At 70.2% G+C, this 15,458-nt stretch carries 12 protein-coding genes; 9 read left to right on the top strand and 3 right to left on the bottom strand.

The annotated features are described in order from the left end of the window. Position 1: 1 nt before the first annotated feature. Together F5972_RS11410 and F5972_RS11405 are read right to left on the bottom strand one after the other, a co-directional pair. On the bottom strand, positions 2 to 1,432 hold the full coding sequence (locus F5972_RS11410; protein WP_225311376.1) for an LCP family protein: 1,431 nt from the start codon (positions 1,430 to 1,432) through the stop codon (positions 2 to 4). 145 nt (positions 1,433 to 1,577) lie between these two features. Further along, entirely contained in the window at positions 1,578 to 2,591 is a 1,014-nt protein-coding gene (locus F5972_RS11405; protein ID WP_150933454.1) for a LacI family DNA-binding transcriptional regulator, read from the bottom strand. 198 nt (positions 2,592 to 2,789) lie between these two features. Here F5972_RS11405 and F5972_RS11400 point away from each other — a divergent pair, with 198 nt between their 5' ends. The 9 genes from F5972_RS11400 (at position 2,790) to F5972_RS11360 (ending at position 14,023) form a co-directional block, all read left to right on the top strand. Continuing rightward, the gene (locus tag F5972_RS11400; RefSeq protein WP_150933453.1) at positions 2,790 to 4,559 is read left to right on the top strand and encodes an ABC transporter substrate-binding protein; all 1,770 of its coding nucleotides are present in this window, start codon (positions 2,790 to 2,792) and stop codon (positions 4,557 to 4,559) included. 60 nt (positions 4,560 to 4,619) lie between these two features. Further along, positions 4,620 to 5,612: an ABC transporter permease gene (locus tag F5972_RS11395; RefSeq protein WP_150933452.1), complete on the top strand. Its 993-nt coding sequence runs from the start codon at positions 4,620 to 4,622 to the stop codon at positions 5,610 to 5,612. Further along, entirely contained in the window at positions 5,609 to 6,451 is an 843-nt protein-coding gene (locus F5972_RS11390) for an ABC transporter permease (protein ID WP_150933451.1), read from the top strand. The genes F5972_RS11395 and F5972_RS11390 overlap by 4 nt, the downstream gene beginning before the upstream one ends. A gap of 1 nt (position 6,452) precedes the next feature. Beyond that, complete coding sequence (locus F5972_RS11385) at positions 6,453 to 7,397, top strand: ABC transporter ATP-binding protein (RefSeq protein WP_150933450.1); 945 nt, start codon at positions 6,453 to 6,455, stop codon at positions 7,395 to 7,397. Beyond that, on the top strand, positions 7,398 to 8,363 hold the full coding sequence (locus F5972_RS11380; protein ID WP_150933449.1) for an ABC transporter ATP-binding protein: 966 nt from the start codon (positions 7,398 to 7,400) through the stop codon (positions 8,361 to 8,363). After that, positions 8,360 to 10,807, top strand: a complete 2,448-nt coding sequence (locus F5972_RS11375; protein WP_150933448.1) for a glycoside hydrolase family 2 protein — start codon at positions 8,360 to 8,362, stop codon at positions 10,805 to 10,807. The genes F5972_RS11380 and F5972_RS11375 overlap by 4 nt, the downstream gene beginning before the upstream one ends. 47 nt (positions 10,808 to 10,854) lie before the next feature. Next, entirely contained in the window at positions 10,855 to 11,970 is a 1,116-nt protein-coding gene (gene manA / locus F5972_RS11370) for a mannose-6-phosphate isomerase, class I (protein ID WP_150933447.1), read from the top strand. 88 nt (positions 11,971 to 12,058) lie between these two features. Next, positions 12,059 to 13,129, top strand: a complete 1,071-nt coding sequence (locus tag F5972_RS11365; protein WP_138459850.1) for a polysaccharide deacetylase family protein — start codon at positions 12,059 to 12,061, stop codon at positions 13,127 to 13,129. Positions 13,130 to 13,189: 60 nt separating this feature from the next. After that, positions 13,190 to 14,023: a CPBP family intramembrane glutamic endopeptidase gene (locus tag F5972_RS11360; RefSeq protein ID WP_150933446.1), complete on the top strand. Its 834-nt coding sequence runs from the start codon at positions 13,190 to 13,192 to the stop codon at positions 14,021 to 14,023. Positions 14,024 to 14,738: 715 nt separating this feature from the next. Here the strand turns inward: F5972_RS11360 and F5972_RS11355 are convergent. Then, a complete protein-coding gene (locus F5972_RS11355) occupies positions 14,739 to 15,455 on the bottom strand; it encodes a maleylpyruvate isomerase family mycothiol-dependent enzyme (RefSeq protein ID WP_150933445.1) in 717 nt (238 codons plus the stop codon). Between the last annotated feature and the right edge of the window lie 3 nt (positions 15,456 to 15,458).

The following is a 15,458-nucleotide window of genomic DNA, read 5'->3' as shown; positions in this document are numbered from 1 at the left end:
ATCAGGAAGCCGTCAGCTCAGAGGCCGTGCAGCTGTCCTGGGTCGCGTCGAAGCCCTCCACGTCGTCGAGCGTCTTGGGGGGCTTCATCCCCTGCCAGTCGGCGCCGATCCCCAGCACGAGGGCCTGGGTGGTGGCCGTGCGGACCAGGTGGGACCGCGTCTTCTTGAGCTCGCGGTACAACCGCGACGCCCGGCCCTCGCCGTTGGCGGAGTAGGCCACGGTGGTCTTCGCGTACGGCCTGGGCGCCTGCTCGACCTTCACGATGTGGTAGCCGCGCTGCTCCAGCTCGGCGGCCACCTCGGTGCCGAGGCCCTGCCTGCCGCTGCCGTTGCGCACCAGGATGTGGATCTGCGACTTGGGGATCTTCTGCTCGCCGCTTCGCACGTTCTTGGCGATCTGGTCGGCGGCGACCATGGTGAACAGGCGCTTGGCCTGGGGCTGCACCCACTCGACCCGCCCGGGGTTGGTGACCGAGTAGCGCCAGGGGGTGGTGACGAAGCGGATCTGCCCGGCCGTCAGCCCCTTCGCGCTCATCGCGAGGTCCTTCATCACGCCGATCGTGAGGTCGGGGTCGGTGGTGATCGCCTTGGTCACCGCGTCGAGGAACCCGAACAGCGTCGCGGGGTCGGTCAGCGTCTCGCCGCTCATCGCCTTCTTCGCCATCGAGGCGAGGAACATCTGCTGCCGCTGGATCCGGCCGATGTCGGAGCCGTCGCCGAGCGAGTAGCGGGCGCGGACGTACCCGAGCGCCTGCTCGCCCTTGAGCACCTGCCTGCCGGCGGGCAGGGTGAGCAGCGCCTTCTTGTCGTGGACGGCCTGCGGCAGGCAGACCGGCACGCCGTCCAGCGCGTTCACCATCGCCTTGAAGCCGGTGAAGTCGACCTTCACGAAGTGGTCGATGTGGATCTGGGTCAGCCGTTCGATCGTCCTCCAGGTGCAGCCGATGCCGCCGGAGTTGAACGACTCGTTGATCATCCCGACGTGTGGCCGCTGGCCCGGCAGCCGGTCGCCCTTGGCGGAACACGCCGGTAACTGGACGAGCGAGTCGCGGGGGAAGCTGATCAGGACCGCGCCGTCCCGGTTCGGCGAGATGTGCGCCAGGATGATCGTGTCGGTGCGCTCGCCCGGGAACTTGCCGTATCTGGCGTTCGCGCCGTCACGCTGGTCGGAGCCGACGATCAGCACGTTGAGCGCTTTGCTGATCTTCTGGGGCCGCGCGTCGCCGAGGTCCTGCTTGGTCACCGCCTCGTGCCGGACGTTGCCGGTCAGCTTGACGTACTGACCGGCGGTGACCGTGACGGCGCCCGTCAGCACGCCCAGCACGCCCGACAGGCCCACCCACAGCCAGGCCCGCCACTTCGGCGGCGTCCGGGGAGGTGGCGCCGGGAGGTCCTCCGCCGGAGGGGCGGGACGCACGTCGACGTGACCCACTGTCGTGCTCCTGAGGGTCGGACCAGGGCTTCCCGCCTGGTCGAGAGCCGGCTACGGCAAACGGGGCCAAGTGTAGCGATCTTCCCTGAACGTCACCTTCCAAACGCGTGAACCGTCAGGCGGGAGAGGCGGTCAGGAGAGACGGTCAGGCAGGCGGGGCCGTGCTGCCGCGGGTGGTGAGGCGCGGAGGCACGTCCTCCAGCGGCCTGGTGTCCGCGCCGTCGATCAGCGACAGCAGCCGCTGCGCCGCGTGCCCGCCGTACGCCGGGATGTCGCGGGCGACCACGGTCAGCGGCGGACGGACGACCTGGCAGAGCGGGGAGTCGTCCCAGGCGACGATGGACAGGTCGGCCGGCACGTCGAGCCGCATCTCCTGGGCGACGGACAGACCGGCCACGGCCATGATGTCGTTGTCGTACACGACCGCGGTGGGGCGGTCGGGCGAGCTGAGCAGCCGGCGGGTCGCCCGGGCTCCCTCCTCGCCGGTGTAGTCGGTGTGCACCGTGGGGCAGACGTCCAGGCCGAGGCCGGCGCATACGTCGGTGAACGCGCGGTCGCGGATGACCGTGTGGACGAGCCGCGGCAGCCCGGCGACGCGGGCGATGCGCCGGTGCCCGAGCGCGGCGAGATACTCCACCGTCTCCCGTACGGCCGCGCCGTCGTCGGCCCAGACCGGCAGGAGCGATCCGGCGGCCGAGGGGTGCCCGATCACGACGACGGGCATGCCCATCTCCTCGATCTCCGGCACCCGGGGGTCGTCGAGGTGGAGGTCGACGAGGATCGCGCCGTCCACCCTGCCCTCTCCCCACCAGCGGCGGTAGACGCCCATCTCCGCCTCGTGGTCGCCGACCACCTGGAGGAGCAACGCGTACGAGCGGGCCGACAGTTCGGCCTCGATGCCGCTGATCAGCTCCATGAAGAACGGCTCGACGCCGAGGAAGCGGGCGGGCCGGCACAGGGCGAGGCCCACGGCGTGCGCGCGGGCGCCGTTGAGCGCGCGGGCCGCGATGTTCGGGCGCCAGCCGATCTCGTCGGCGATGGCCAGGATGCGCGCCCTGGTGGCCTCCGACACCCCCGGCTGGCCGTTCAGGGCGTACGAGACCGCCCCCTTGGAGACCCCCGCCTGGCGTGCGATGTCCGCGATGGTCGGTCTTCTCACGTGTCCCCTCGGGCTGAACCGGTCCAGTGGCTGTCAGCTTACTACCGTTACTTTGCCTCCATCTTCTTCCTATTGACACCACCGACATTCGGATTTTACGGTTTCGGCACTTATCCGGTTCAGCAGTAGCGAGCCGAGCAACATCGGGGCCTGGAGTGCAGACCCCGCGCGGCGTCGCGTGGGGAAAGAGGAGACACCATGCGAAACCGAGCGCGGTTTCTTGTACCGGTGCTGGTGACCGGCTTGTTAAGCGCGGCCTGTTCGGGCGGCGGGTCGCCGGCCCCGGGCGGTGCGGCGGGAGGGGCCGCGGGCGGTGCGGCGGCCCCGGCGGCGGCCGGCAGCGGCGGAGCCTTCCCCCGCAACGAGACCCTCTACACCAGCGGCACCCAGTGGGGACCCCCGGCGAACTGGAATCCCCTGCGCGAGTGGGACTTCGCCACCGGCACCAAGGGCCTGGTCTACGAGACGCTGTTCATGTACGACCCGAACACCGACAAGTTCTCGCCCTGGCTGGCCGAGAGCGGCGACTGGACCGGCGACCTGGAGTACACGCTCAAGCTGCGCAAGGGTGTCACCTGGTCGGACGGCAAGCCCTTCACCGCCGACGACGTCATCTTCACCTTCGAGCTCGGCAAGTTCGAGACCGTTCCCTACCACCCGCTGTGGTCCTGGATGAAGTCCGCCGCGAAGGTCGACGACTACACGGTGAAGTTCACCTTCGCCACGGCCAACCACCAGGAGTGGGCCAACCACCTCTACAGCCGGGCCATCGTCCCCAAGCACCTGTGGGAGAGCAGGTCGGAGGACGAGGTGATGAACGGGATCAACGAGAAGCCGGTCGGCACCGGCCCGTACGCCTACCAGTCGCACGACCAGGACCGCATGGTCTGGGTCAAGCGCGACGGATGGTGGGCGACCAAGGCGCTGAACAAGGACGTCAAGCCGAAGTACGTCGTCGACATCGTCAACTCCAGCAACGAGGTCGCGATGGGCCTGCTGCTGCAGAAGGGCCTCGACCTCAGCGTCAACTTCCTGCCGGGCATCGCGAACCTGGTCAAGGGCAACTTCGGCATCAAGACCTACTACGACCAGCCGCCGTACATGCTGTCGGCGAACACGGCGTGGCTGTGGTTCAACACCACCAAGAAGCCGATGGACGACAAGGAGTTCCGTAAGGCGGTCGCCTACTCGATCGACACCAAGAAGATCGTCGAGGGCGTCTACGGCAACCTGGTCAAGGCCTCCGACCCGACCGGCCTGCTGCCGCAGTGGGACAAGTACATCGACAAGAACGTCACCTCCCAGACGGGCTTCTCCTACGACCCCGACAAGGCCAAGCAGTTGCTCGCCGACGCCGGCTACAAGGACCGCAACGGCGACGGGCTGGTCGAGGCGCCGAACGGCGCCAAGGTCTCGCTGAAGCTCATCGTGCCCGCCGGATGGACCGACTGGATGGAGGCCGCCCGGGTCATCAGCTCCAGCGCCAAGGCGGCCGGCATCGACATCGAGGCCGACTTCCCCGACTACAACGCGCTCGTCGACATTCGCAACACCGGCAAGTTCGACATGGTCATCAACAACGACAAGCAGCTCGCGAACACCCCCTGGCTGTACTACGACTACCTGTTCCGCCTGCCGGTGCAGAAGCTGCAGACCACGACGAACTACGGCCGGTACGAGAACAAGCGGGCGTGGGACCTCACCCAGCAGCTCGACCAGGTCAAGCCCGAGGACCTGGAGGGCATGAAGAAGATCACCTCGGAGCTGCAGAAGATCCAGCTGGACGACATGCCCGTCATCCCCCTCTGGTACAACGGCCTGTGGTCCCAGACCACCAACTCGGTCTGGAAGAACTGGCCGTCCAGTGCGCAGGGCACGCCGAAGTATCCGCCGACGGTGTGGCGCAACTGGCTGGAGATGGGCGGCACGCTCATGCTCACCGAACTCCAGCCGGCCTCCGGAGGCTGATCTTTTCGCGCCCCCCTTCCCGCGGGGAGGGGGGCGCCGTTCCGCGACCGGGAGGTCGACGTGCGCCGCTACTTCGGCAGAAAGCTTCTCGTCTACGGCCTGACGTTCTTCGTGGCCGTGACCGTCAACTGGATGATCCCCCGGTTCATGCCGGGCGACCCCGTGCAGAGCATGCTCTCGCGGGCCAACGTCGCGCAGCCGGCGGCCGTCGAGGCCATGCGCGTCCACTACACCGCGATGTTCGGCTTCGACCTGCCGCTGTGGCGGCAGTACCTCAACTTCTGGGGCTCGCTGCTGCGGGGAGACCTCGGCATCAGCATCTGGCTGTTCCCGACGCCGGTCACCGACGTGATCGTCCGGGCCGTGCCGTACACGCTGGGCCTGCTGATCCCGTCCATCCTGCTGAGCTGGGTCGCCGGCAACCGGTTCGGCGCGTTCGCGGCGCGGCGCAAGTGGCTCGACAACACCGTGCTCCCGCTCGGCTACGTGCTGACCGCGACGCCGTACATGTGGCTCGCGATCCTGCTGGCCTGGGCGCTGGGCATCATCGCGGGGATCTTCCCGGTCGCCGGAGCCTACGGCTTCGACCTCCAGCCGTCCTGGTCGTGGGAGTTCCTCGGCAGCCTCGCCCAGCACTGGTTCCTCCCGTTCGCCTCGCTGTTCCTGGTCGCGTTCGGCGGCTGGGCGATCGGCATGCGCAACATGATCATCTATGAGCTGGAGGCGGACTACGTCAACTACCTGCGGGCGCTCGGCGCGCCGGCGCGGCTGGTGCGGCGCTACGCCTTCCGAAACGCGATCCTGCCCCAGGTGACCGGTCTCGCCCTGCAACTCGGCGTGCTCGTGGCCGGAGCGCTGGTGACGGAGATCGTCTTCAGCTATCCCGGGCTCGGGCACCTGATCCTCCAGGCGATCCAGAACCAGGACTTCTTCCTGCTGCAGGGGACCTTCCTATTCATCGTGATCGGCGTGCTGATCGCCAACTTCGTCATCGACGTCGCGTACGTCCTGGTCGATCCGCGCACCCGCACGGGGATGGGAGAAGCGGCGTGAGAAACGAGGCGCTGCATTTCGCGCTGCGCAACCGCAAGCTGGTCGTCGGTACGGTCGTCATCGCCGTCTTCCTCGTGGCCGGGGTGGTCGGGCCCATGACGATCGGCCACAAGCCGGCCGACTACGTCGGGCCGGCCATGGCGCCGCCGTCGGGGGAGTTCTGGTTCGGCACGACGACGTTCGGCCAGGACGTCTTCGCCCAGTTCCTGTACGGCCTGCGGTCGACGTTCCTGGTGGGCGTGCTCGGCGGCGTGCTGGCGTCGGTCGTCGGCATGGTCGTGGGTTTCGTCGCGGGCTACCGCGGCGGGTGGGTCGACGAGCTGCTCACCATGGTCACCAACATCGTGCTCGTGCTGCCCGCGCTGGTGGTGCTGCTGATCGTCAACGCGTACCTCGGGGTGCGCAGCGTCGGCGTGCAGGCGCTGTTCATCGGGCTGACCTCCTGGCCGTGGGCGGCGCGGGCGATCAGGGCGCAGACGTTCTCGCTGCGCTCGCGCGACTTCGTGGACCTGGCCCGGCTGAGCGGCGTGCGCACCCCGAGGATCATCCTCCGGGAGATCGCGCCGAACATGAGCTCGTACCTGTTCCTGACGTTCATCCTGCTGTTCGGCAGCGCGATCCTGATCGCGGCCTCGCTCGACTTCATCGGGCTCGGCCCGACCGACTCGGTCTCCCTCGGGCTGATGCTCAACAACGCGGCCCGGTGGAGCGCCCTCCAGCTCGGCATGTGGTGGTGGTTCGTGCCGCCGGGGGCCGGCATCACGGCGATCGTCGGCGCGCTCTACGTCATGAACGTCGGGCTGGACGAGGTGTTCAACCCGAAGCTGAGGGAGATGTGACGTGGCGCTGAAGGTCACCGACCTCCGGGTCTACTACCGGACGCTGCGCGGCGAGGTGAAGGCGCTCGACGGCGTCACGTTCTCCGTCGCGGACGGCGAGATCATGGGCCTCGCCGGGGAGTCGGGCTCGGGCAAGTCCACGCTCGCCAAGAGCCTGATCCGGCTGGACGGCCGCATGCGCCACGCCGGCGGCACGGTCGAGCTGGACGGCAGGGAGCTGCCGATCGCCGACGACCGGGCGATGGACGAGTTCCGCTTCCGCGAGGTGTCGCTCATCCCGCAGTACTCGATGAGCGCGCTCAACCCGACCAGGAAGATCGGGAAGATGGTCGGCGAGCTGCTGGCCGCGCGGGGCGTGCCCGACGGCACCGCCGAGCTGGAGCGCCGCCTGGAGCTGGTCGGCCTGTCGAAGGACGTGCTCGGGCGCTACCCGATCGAGCTGTCCGGCGGCATGAAGCAGCGGGTGGTCATGGTGGTCTCCACGCTGCTGGACCCCTCGCTGCTGATCGCCGACGAGGTCACCTCGGCGCTCGACGTGTCGAGCCAGAAGGCCGTGGCCACGACGCTGCTCGGGTTCCGCGACCACGGGCTGGTGACCAGCATGATGGTCGTCACCCACGACATCTCGCTCGTGTACCAGATCGCCGACACGATCCTCGTGATGTACGCCGGGCGGCTGGCCGAGAAGGCCCCGGCCGAGGTGCTCGTCACCGCGCCGAGGCATCCGTACACCCGGCAGCTCGTGGCGGCGTTGCCGGAGGTGGGGGTGCGCTACGAGGACCGGCGGCTGACCGGGATCCCCGGCAACCCGCCGTCCCTGCTGGACCCGCCCGGTGGATGCCGGTTCCGGGACCGCTGCCCGCTGGCGTTCGAGCAGTGCGCCGAGCAGCCGCCGTTCGCGGAGGTGGCCCCCGGCCACCTCGTCGCCTGCTGGAAGGCCGAGTGAATGCTGAAACTCGATGGCGTCTCCAAGGTCTACCGCGTCGGCGCGTTCGGCGGGCGCGCGCTGACGGCCGTCTCCGGTGTCGGCTTCGAGGTCGGGGAGGGGGAGGTGGTCTCGCTCATCGGCGAGAGCGGCAGCGGCAAGAGCACGATTGGCCGGATGGTCCTGCGCCTCACCCGGGTCAGCGGCGGCACGATCACCCTGGACGGCAAGGACATCTCCTCGATCAGGGACCGCAAGGAGTACTACCGGCAGGTTCAGGGCGTCTTCCAGGACCCTTTCAGCTGCTTCAACCCCGTCTTCCGGGCCGACCGGGTCTTCGCGATGATCAAGGAGCAGTACTTCCCCGGGGTGGGCGCCCGTGAGTGGCGTAAGCGGGTGGAGGACGCGCTGGAGAGCGTGCGGCTCGACCCCGGCAACGTCCTCGGCAAGTATCCCCACCAGCTCAGCGGCGGCCAGCTCCAACGCATGCTGATCGCCCGGGCCGTGCTGCTCGACATCCGGCTGCTGGTCGCCGACGAGATCATCAGCATGCTCGACGCGTCCACTCGGATCGACGTGCTCAACCTGCTCGCCGACCTGCGGGCGCGCGGCCTCGGCATCCTGTTCGTCACGCACGACCTGTCGCTCGGCAACTACGTCAGCGACCGGACCGTGGTGCTGCGGGACGGGAAGATCGCCGAGATGGGCCCGACCCCTCTCGTCTTCGGCGACCCGAGGCATCCGTACACGCGCTCGCTGCTCGCCGCGGTCCCGCGCCTGCACACCAAGTGGACGGATCTCCCGGCAGCGGAGGCTGTGGACGACCTGCCGTGCGCGTACCACGAGGCGGCGCAGGAGAGCCGGACCCGTCCCGGGCTGGCCGAGGTGGCGGACGGGCACTTCGTGGCCTGCTCCGGCGGGGGTAAGGCTGCGGGAGCCGCGCTCGCGAAGAAGACGCTCGCGAAGAAGACCAAGGAGACAGCGTGAGCTCGTACCGTCCCCTGCACGACGGGTGGACCGTCACCGCCGTGTCGTCGACCGGGCAGCTCCGGCCGGTGGTCGCGGGGCTGCCCGCGTCCGTTCCCGGCTGCGTGCACACCGACCTCCTCGCCGCCGGGCTGATCGAGGATCCGTACCTGGACGACAACGAGGAGGGGCTCACCTGGATCGGCCGTACGGCGTGGGCCTACGAGACCACCTTCACCTGGGAGCCAGGGGCGACGGGAGGGGACGGCGCCGGCGACGACCGGGCCGACCTGGTCTGCGCCGGGCTCGACACGGTCGCCACGCTCGTGCTCAACGGCGTCGAGATCGGCAGGACGGCCAACATGCACCGGTCGTACCGTTTCCCGGTGCGGCACCTGCTGCAGGCGGGCGACAACACGCTGCGGATCCTGTTCGACCCGCCGTACGGGTACGCGGAGGCGCAGAAGGCGGCGCTCGGCGACCGGCCCGGCGCGTACGACGAGCCGTACCAGTTCATCCGGAAGATGGCCTGCAACTTCGGCTGGGACTGGGGACCGACGCTCGTCACCGCCGGGATCTGGCGGCCCATCGGCATCGAGACCTGGAGCGCCGCCCGCCTGGCCGAGGTGCGTCCCCTGGTGTCCGGGGACGGGACCGTCGAGGTGCACGTCACGGTCGAGCGTGCCGCCGAGCGGCCGCTCACGTTGACGGCCACGGCGGGAGGGGTCAGCGAGACCGTGACCGTCGCGGCCGGGGCGCGCCGGGCCGTCGTCACGCTGACCGTGCCGGACCCCGACCTGTGGTGGCCGCGCGGGTACGGCGAGCAGCCGTTGTACGACCTCACCGTGCGCCTCGAAGACGGCGGACCGGAGCAGGAGTGGAGCGGCAGGATCGGGTTCCGCTCGGTCGAGCTGGACCGGACCGGCGACGCCTTCACGATCGTGGTCAACGGCCGGCCGGTCTTCATGAAGGGCTTCAACTGGATCCCCGACGACTGCTTCCCCAGCCGGATCACCCGTGAGCGCCTGGCCGAGCGGTTCGCCCAGGCGGCCGGAGCGGGCGCCAACTGCCTGCGGGTGTGGGGCGGCGGGATGTACGAGAGCGACGACTTCTACAACCTCGCCGACGAGATGGGCCTGCTGGTCTGGCAGGACTTCCCGTTCGCCTGCGCGGCCTACCCCGAGGAGGGCCCGTTCGCGGCTGAGGTCGAGGCCGAGGCCCGCGAGAACGTCGCCCGCCTGACCCGCCATCCGAGCCTCGTGCTGTGGTGCGGCAACAACGAGAACATCGAGGGCCACGCCGACTGGCGCTGGCAGGAGAAGCTGGAGGGCCGCGGCTGGGGCGGGGGTTTCTACTACGACCTGCTGCCCCGGATCGTCGCGGAGCTCGACCCGGCCCGGCCGTACTGGCCGGGCAGCCCCTACTCCGGCTCGCCCGACCTGCCGCCGAACGACCCGTCCCGGGGCACCCTCCACATCTGGACCGTCTGGAACACCCACGACTACCGCCACTACGCGACCTACACGCCGAGGTTCGTGGCGGAGTTCGGCTTCCAGGGCCCGCCGACGTACGCCACGCTGCGCGCCGCGGTCTCCGACGACCCGCTGACGCCGTCGTCCCCGGGAGTCGTCCACCACCAGAAGGCCGTGGACGGCGACCTCAAGCTGCTGCGCGGCCTCGGCGACCACCTGCCCCGGCCGGACGGCTTCGACGACTGGCACTACTTCACCCAGCTCAACCAGGCCAGGGCGATGGCGTTCGGGATCGAGCGGTTCCGGGCGCTCGCGCCGTACTGCATGGGCACGATCGTCTGGCAGCTCAACGACTGCTGGCCGGTCACCTCCTGGGCCGCCGTGGACGGCGGTGGACGGCGCAAGCCGTTGTGGCACGCGCTGCGCCGGGCCTTCGCCGACCGGCTGCTCACCTTCCAGGGCGACGCGCCGGCGGCCGGGATGGGGATGGGGATGGTGCTGGCGATGGTGAACGACACCGACGAGGCGTGGTCGGGCGAGCTCGCCGTCGAACGGCTCAGCCTGGCGGGGGAGATCCTGGCCAAGGAGCGCTTCGACGTGTCGGTCGCGGCGCGCGGCACGGCGTCCGCGGACCTGCCCGAGGCGGTGGCGCGGTCCGGGAACCCGGCGGGGGAGGTGCTGGTGGCGACCCTCGGCGACGCCCGCGCGCTGTGGTTCCCGCGCGAGGACCCGGCGATGGCCTATCCCCCGGCCGAGATGGACACGGTGGTCGAGGAGACCGAGGGCGGCCTGCGGGTGACCGTGACCGCGCGGACGCTGGTGCGCGAGCTCGCGATCTTCCCCGACCGGCTCGATCCCCGGGCGACGGTGGACGACCAGCTCGTCACGCTGCTGCCCGGCGAGACGGCGGTCTTCCACGTCAGCGGTGGCAGTCCCGACCCCGGCGCGCTGGTCCGACACCCGGTGCTCCGGTGTGTTAACGAATCCCGTTAGTCTCGGACCGCGCTCGCTCTTCCCCCGCCGCATGCGAGAGGACGCACGTGGACCTGCTCACCAACCCCGTCAAGGACTACCCCTGGGGTTCCCGGACGGCCATCGCCGCCCTCACCGGCCGGACCGCCTCCGGACCCGAGGCCGAGCTCTGGCTCGGCGCCCACCCCGCCGCTCCCTCCCGGCTGACCAGGGACGGAGTCGAGACGACGCTCACCGACGTGATCGCCGCCGATCCGGCCGGCACGCTCGGCGAGGCGGTCGCGGAGCGGTTCGGCGGGCGGCTGCCGTACCTGATGAAGCTGATCGCGGTGGAGCGGCCGCTGTCGCTGCAGGTGCATCCGGACGCCGAGCAGGCCGCCGCGGGTCACGCGCGGGGCGACGCGAACTACACCGATCCGTGGCACAAGCCCGAGCTGGTCTGCGCGCTCACGCCGTTCACCGGGCTGGCCGGGTTCCGGCCCGCCGAGCAGTCGGCGATGCTGGTCGACCGGCTGCGGGTGGAGCCGCTGCGGCCGGTGGTGCGGGCGCTGGGCGACGGCGACGTGCTCGGCGCGCTGCGGACACTGCTGGAGTGGCCGGACTCCCGGCGGACGCTGGTCGAGTCGGTGGTGTGGGCGGCCTCGGCGGTCCACGCGCCCGACTACGCGCTTGTGACGCGGCTGGCCCGGCGCTATCCGGAGGACCCGGCCGTGCTGGCGCCGCTGCTGATGCGGCGGCACACGCTGGCCCCCGGGGAGGCGTTGTTCCTCGGGGCCGGGGTGCCGCACTGCTATCTCGACGGCTTCGCCGTGGAGATCATGGCGTGCTCCGACAACGTGCTGCGGGCGGGTCTCACCGGCAAGCACATCGACGTGGAGGAACTGCTGCGGATCACCGACCCGGTGGCGCAGCCCGTGGCGGTGGAGCCGGACGACGGCGCGTACGTGCCGCCGGTGCCGGAGTTCCTGCTCCGCAGGATCGCGCCCGGCGCGGCCGGGGTGCTCGTCGAGGCGGCGCCCAGGATCGTGCTGTGCGTCGAAGGCGTCGTGAACGTGGGGACCGGGGGCGCCGAGGTCAAGCTGCGTCCCGGGGAGTCCGTCTTCGTCCCCGCCTCCGAGGGACGGGTGCACATCGGCGGGGACGGCGTGGCCTTCTGCGCCGAGCCGCACATGTCTCTCACTTAGCGTGATGTTTGTCCTACGCGTCGTGAAGTGATCGCGTTCGGCGGGTAGGAGCCCCTCATCGTCAAGCGCGGCCCGATGAGGGGGATCCATGGGGCGCTTCAGGATTGCCGGAGTCGTCGCGGCGCTGGTGGGTGTGGCCGGGGCCTCCGCCACGCTCTCCGGCTGCGCGACCGGCGGCGGCAAACACGCCACGCAGGCGGGCCAGGCCGGTCACCAGCGGAACAAGGTGGCCAACGAGGCGGCGCTGCGCAAGTCGGAGATGGCCGCCGCCGCCCAGGTGAAGGCCAACGAGCTGGGACAGATCCCGGTGATCATGTATCACCGGATCGTCCAGAACCCGCCGCCGGGCGACGACCGCAGCCCGAAGGACTTCCGGGACGAACTGGAGCGGCTGGCCGCCGAGGACTACGTGCCGATCACCGCGGCCGAGTACGTCACCGGAAAGATCGACATTCCGGCGGGCAAGCACCCGGTGGTGCTGACCTTCGACGACTCCTCGCCCGCCCAGCTCACTCTGGACGGCATGGGCAATCCGGCGCCGGACTGCGCGATCGGCATCCTCATGGACGTCGCGAAGAAGCACCCGGGCTTCCGGCCGGTGGCGACCATGTATGTGATCAAGGACCTGTTCGGCAAGGCCCGTCCGGAGGAGCAGATCCAGGTCCTGCAGTGGCTCAAGGACCACAACTTCGACATCGGCAACCACACCCGCGACCACCTCAACCTGCTCGGCAAGCCGAAGGACGAGGTGGAGAAGCAGATCGTGGCGGGGCAGACGCTGATCACCTCGCTCATCAAGACGCCGCCGGTCACGCTCGCCCTGCCGTACGGCAACCAGCCGCACGAGAAGAAGTGGGCGCTGCAGGGGGCGTCGGGCGGGGTGCGCTACGACTACAAGGGCGTGTTCCTGGCCGGGTACACCCCCGCGCCGTCGCCGTTCACCAAGGACTTCGACCCCCTCAGCATCCCGCGGATCAGGTCGAAGGAGAACAAGGTCGGCGACTGCAAGAAGTTCTGCTCGATGGCCTGGCTCGACTGGCTGAAGGCCAACCCCACCGACCGGTACACCTCGGACGGCAACGCGAAGACCGTGGCCTTCCCGAAGTTCAAGGCGGCGTTCGTGGCACCGGCGTTCAAGACCAGTGTGCTGCCGTACTGAGGGGGCTGAACGGGCTGTGCGGGCGGACGACCGTGTCCCGGGGGCGGCTACCCTGCCACCATGGAGGACGTTCCCGGACGGCCGGTCGCCGCCGTGCCCGATGAGCAGGGGTCCGATGAGCAGCAGGGGCAGGACGGCCTGCGGGGGCTCACCCCGCGGCTGATCGGCCCGGAGATCGTCGCGGTCTTCGCGGTCTCGCTCGGCGCCAGCGCGCTGCTGTCGCTCATCCGCCTGGTCGGCGCGCTGACCGCCCCGAAGGAACTGGGCGACCAGCACGCCGTGCTCGTCGGCTCGCTGGCCCCCGGCCGCCCGTGGCTGGACCTCACGCTGCACCTCGCGGGGATCGCGGTGAACGTGGCTCCGGTGGGGCTCGTCGCGTACCTGCTGGCGCGGTCGGGCGAGTCGATGCGGACGATCGGGGCCGACTGGCGGGAGCCGGGACGCGACACGCTTCGCGGCGCCGCGCTGGCGGCCGTGATCGGCGGCACCGGGCTGGTGTTCTACCTGTTCGCCTTCAGGTCCGGGATCAACCTCAACGTCGTGCCGGACAGCCTGCCGGACGCCTGGTGGCGGGTGCCCGTCCTGGTCGCCGAGGCCGCCCAGAACGGCGTGCTGGAGGAGGTGCTGGTCAGCGGATATCTGCTGCACCGGCTGCGGCAGCGCGGCTGGTCGCCGTGGCGGTCGGTGGGCGCGTCGGCCGTCCTGCGCGGCTCCTACCACCTCTATCAGGGCTTCGGCGGCTTCGTCGGCAACATCGCGATGGGCGTGGTCTTCGGCCGGCTGTACCAGCGCTGGGGGCGCACGATGCCGCTGATCGTCGCGCACACGGTGATCGACGTGGTCGCCTTCGTGGGATACGGCCTGCTGCGCGGCCGCGTCTCGTGGCTTCCCTGATCTGCTGCCCTGGCCTGCTCTCCTGTCCGCTGCCTGATCGGGCGCTAATCGGGCGCTAATCGGGCTGAATGCGTTCTGTATGGCGCGCCTGATTGCTTTGGGTTCGATCCCGGTGCATCGTTGACGCGCCGCCGCACGTCTGGATCCCCCCGGGCAAACCGGCCTGTCCTGGCCGCACCTTCTTTCGGGGACATTCGGGGATTTCGCAGTGAGACGTTCAACGGCTGACATCACATATCCGACATATACGGCGGCATATTCGGCGGCGCGGTCATGTCGCGCTACGCGCCGGCCGGGCGGCCTGCCCCGGCCGCCCGGCCGCGCACGTCCCGTCCACCCGCCGCGGCGCCACCGGTTCCGCGCCCACGCCGGTACGTCCGGCAGCGCAACCGGCAGGGTGCCCGGCAGCACAAGCGGCAGCGGGACCGGCAGCACATCCAGGCCCGCACCGGGCAGCGCCGGGTTTCCCACCGCACGTCCTGCCCTTCGCCCTGCCAGCTACGCAGCCAGCTACGCAGCCGGCCACACAGCCGGCCGCCCTGCCCGCCGGCCTGCCGGGCGTCCGTGCCGGGCGACCCGGCGTACGGGACCGCGACCCGCGCGGACGCCGGCGCGGCGGACCACGCGGGTCTTATTACCACTGGTGCCGAGGGCACGGTCGGACCCGTTACAGGCAGCACCGTCAGGCACGGCAGCGCTGTTACGAGCAACACTGTCAGGCAAGACAACGCAGCGCGCCGCGGATGCGGGAGTCGAGCAGGTGGTCGGCCGGCAGGCGGCCGACCGTCGCCTCCACGAACTCCTCGGGTCCGAGATCGGCGGTGAGGCCGTCCACCTGCACCTCGATCCGGCCGCAGACGGGGACGACCTGCGCCTTCGAACCGCGCTCCGCCAGCACGAAGAGGCCGACGGGGACCCGCCAGCCGAGGCGGTCCCCGGCCTCGTCCGGCGTCACCGGCGCCCCCACGTCGTCGGCGTGGGTGGCGTACTCCGAGTCGTAGTGGAAGGTCTGCAGGCCCACCGGGTACGGCCCGGCCGACGTGTGCAGGGTGCCGTCGCGGCCCAGGGCCCGCATCCGCCGCCGCGTCTCCGCGTTCTTCGTCCGCCACTCGTCGAGCACCTGCTCCACCGGCAGCCCGCGGCGTCTGCGCACGCACCATTCGTTGAAACCGTCGAAGCCGCCGCGCACGCCCTCGTGTTCGAGCATCTCGAAGAACCCGTCGATGTCGTCGTCGAGACACGCGTGGTTGTACAGCTCCTCACCCGCCAGGTGGGCGAGCACGTCGCGGGTCGTCCAGCCCTCGCATCGGGACGGGCGGTTCCAGCCGTCGTCGTCGAGCGAGGAGAAGTAGCGGTCGAGCCGGGCGGCCTCGGTGTCGAAGATGTCGAAGGGGTCGAGCCCCGTCAGTTCGTCCCGTGCTGAGGTCGTCATGGG

This window comes from Microbispora cellulosiformans (assembly GCF_008728085.1).
Taxonomy (GTDB): Bacteria; Actinomycetota; Actinomycetes; order Streptosporangiales; family Streptosporangiaceae; genus Microbispora; species Microbispora amethystogenes.
Note: the sequence above shows the minus strand (reverse complement) of the source record. Positions and strands in the feature narration are given on the sequence as shown.

Coding starts and splice junctions, on each gene's coding strand:
- F5972_RS11400 (WP_150933453.1), top strand. CDS start 2,790: ATGCGAAACCGAGCGCGGTTTCTTGTACCGGTGCTGGTGACCGGCTTG.
- F5972_RS11380 (WP_150933449.1), top strand. CDS start 7,398: ATGCTGAAACTCGATGGCGTCTCCAAGGTCTACCGCGTCGGCGCGTTC.
- F5972_RS11365 (WP_138459850.1), top strand. CDS start 12,059: ATGGGGCGCTTCAGGATTGCCGGAGTCGTCGCGGCGCTGGTGGGTGTG.
- F5972_RS11360 (WP_150933446.1), top strand. CDS start 13,190: ATGGAGGACGTTCCCGGACGGCCGGTCGCCGCCGTGCCCGATGAGCAG.
- F5972_RS11355 (WP_150933445.1), bottom strand. CDS start 15,455: ATGACGACCTCAGCACGGGACGAACTGACGGGGCTCGACCCCTTCGAC.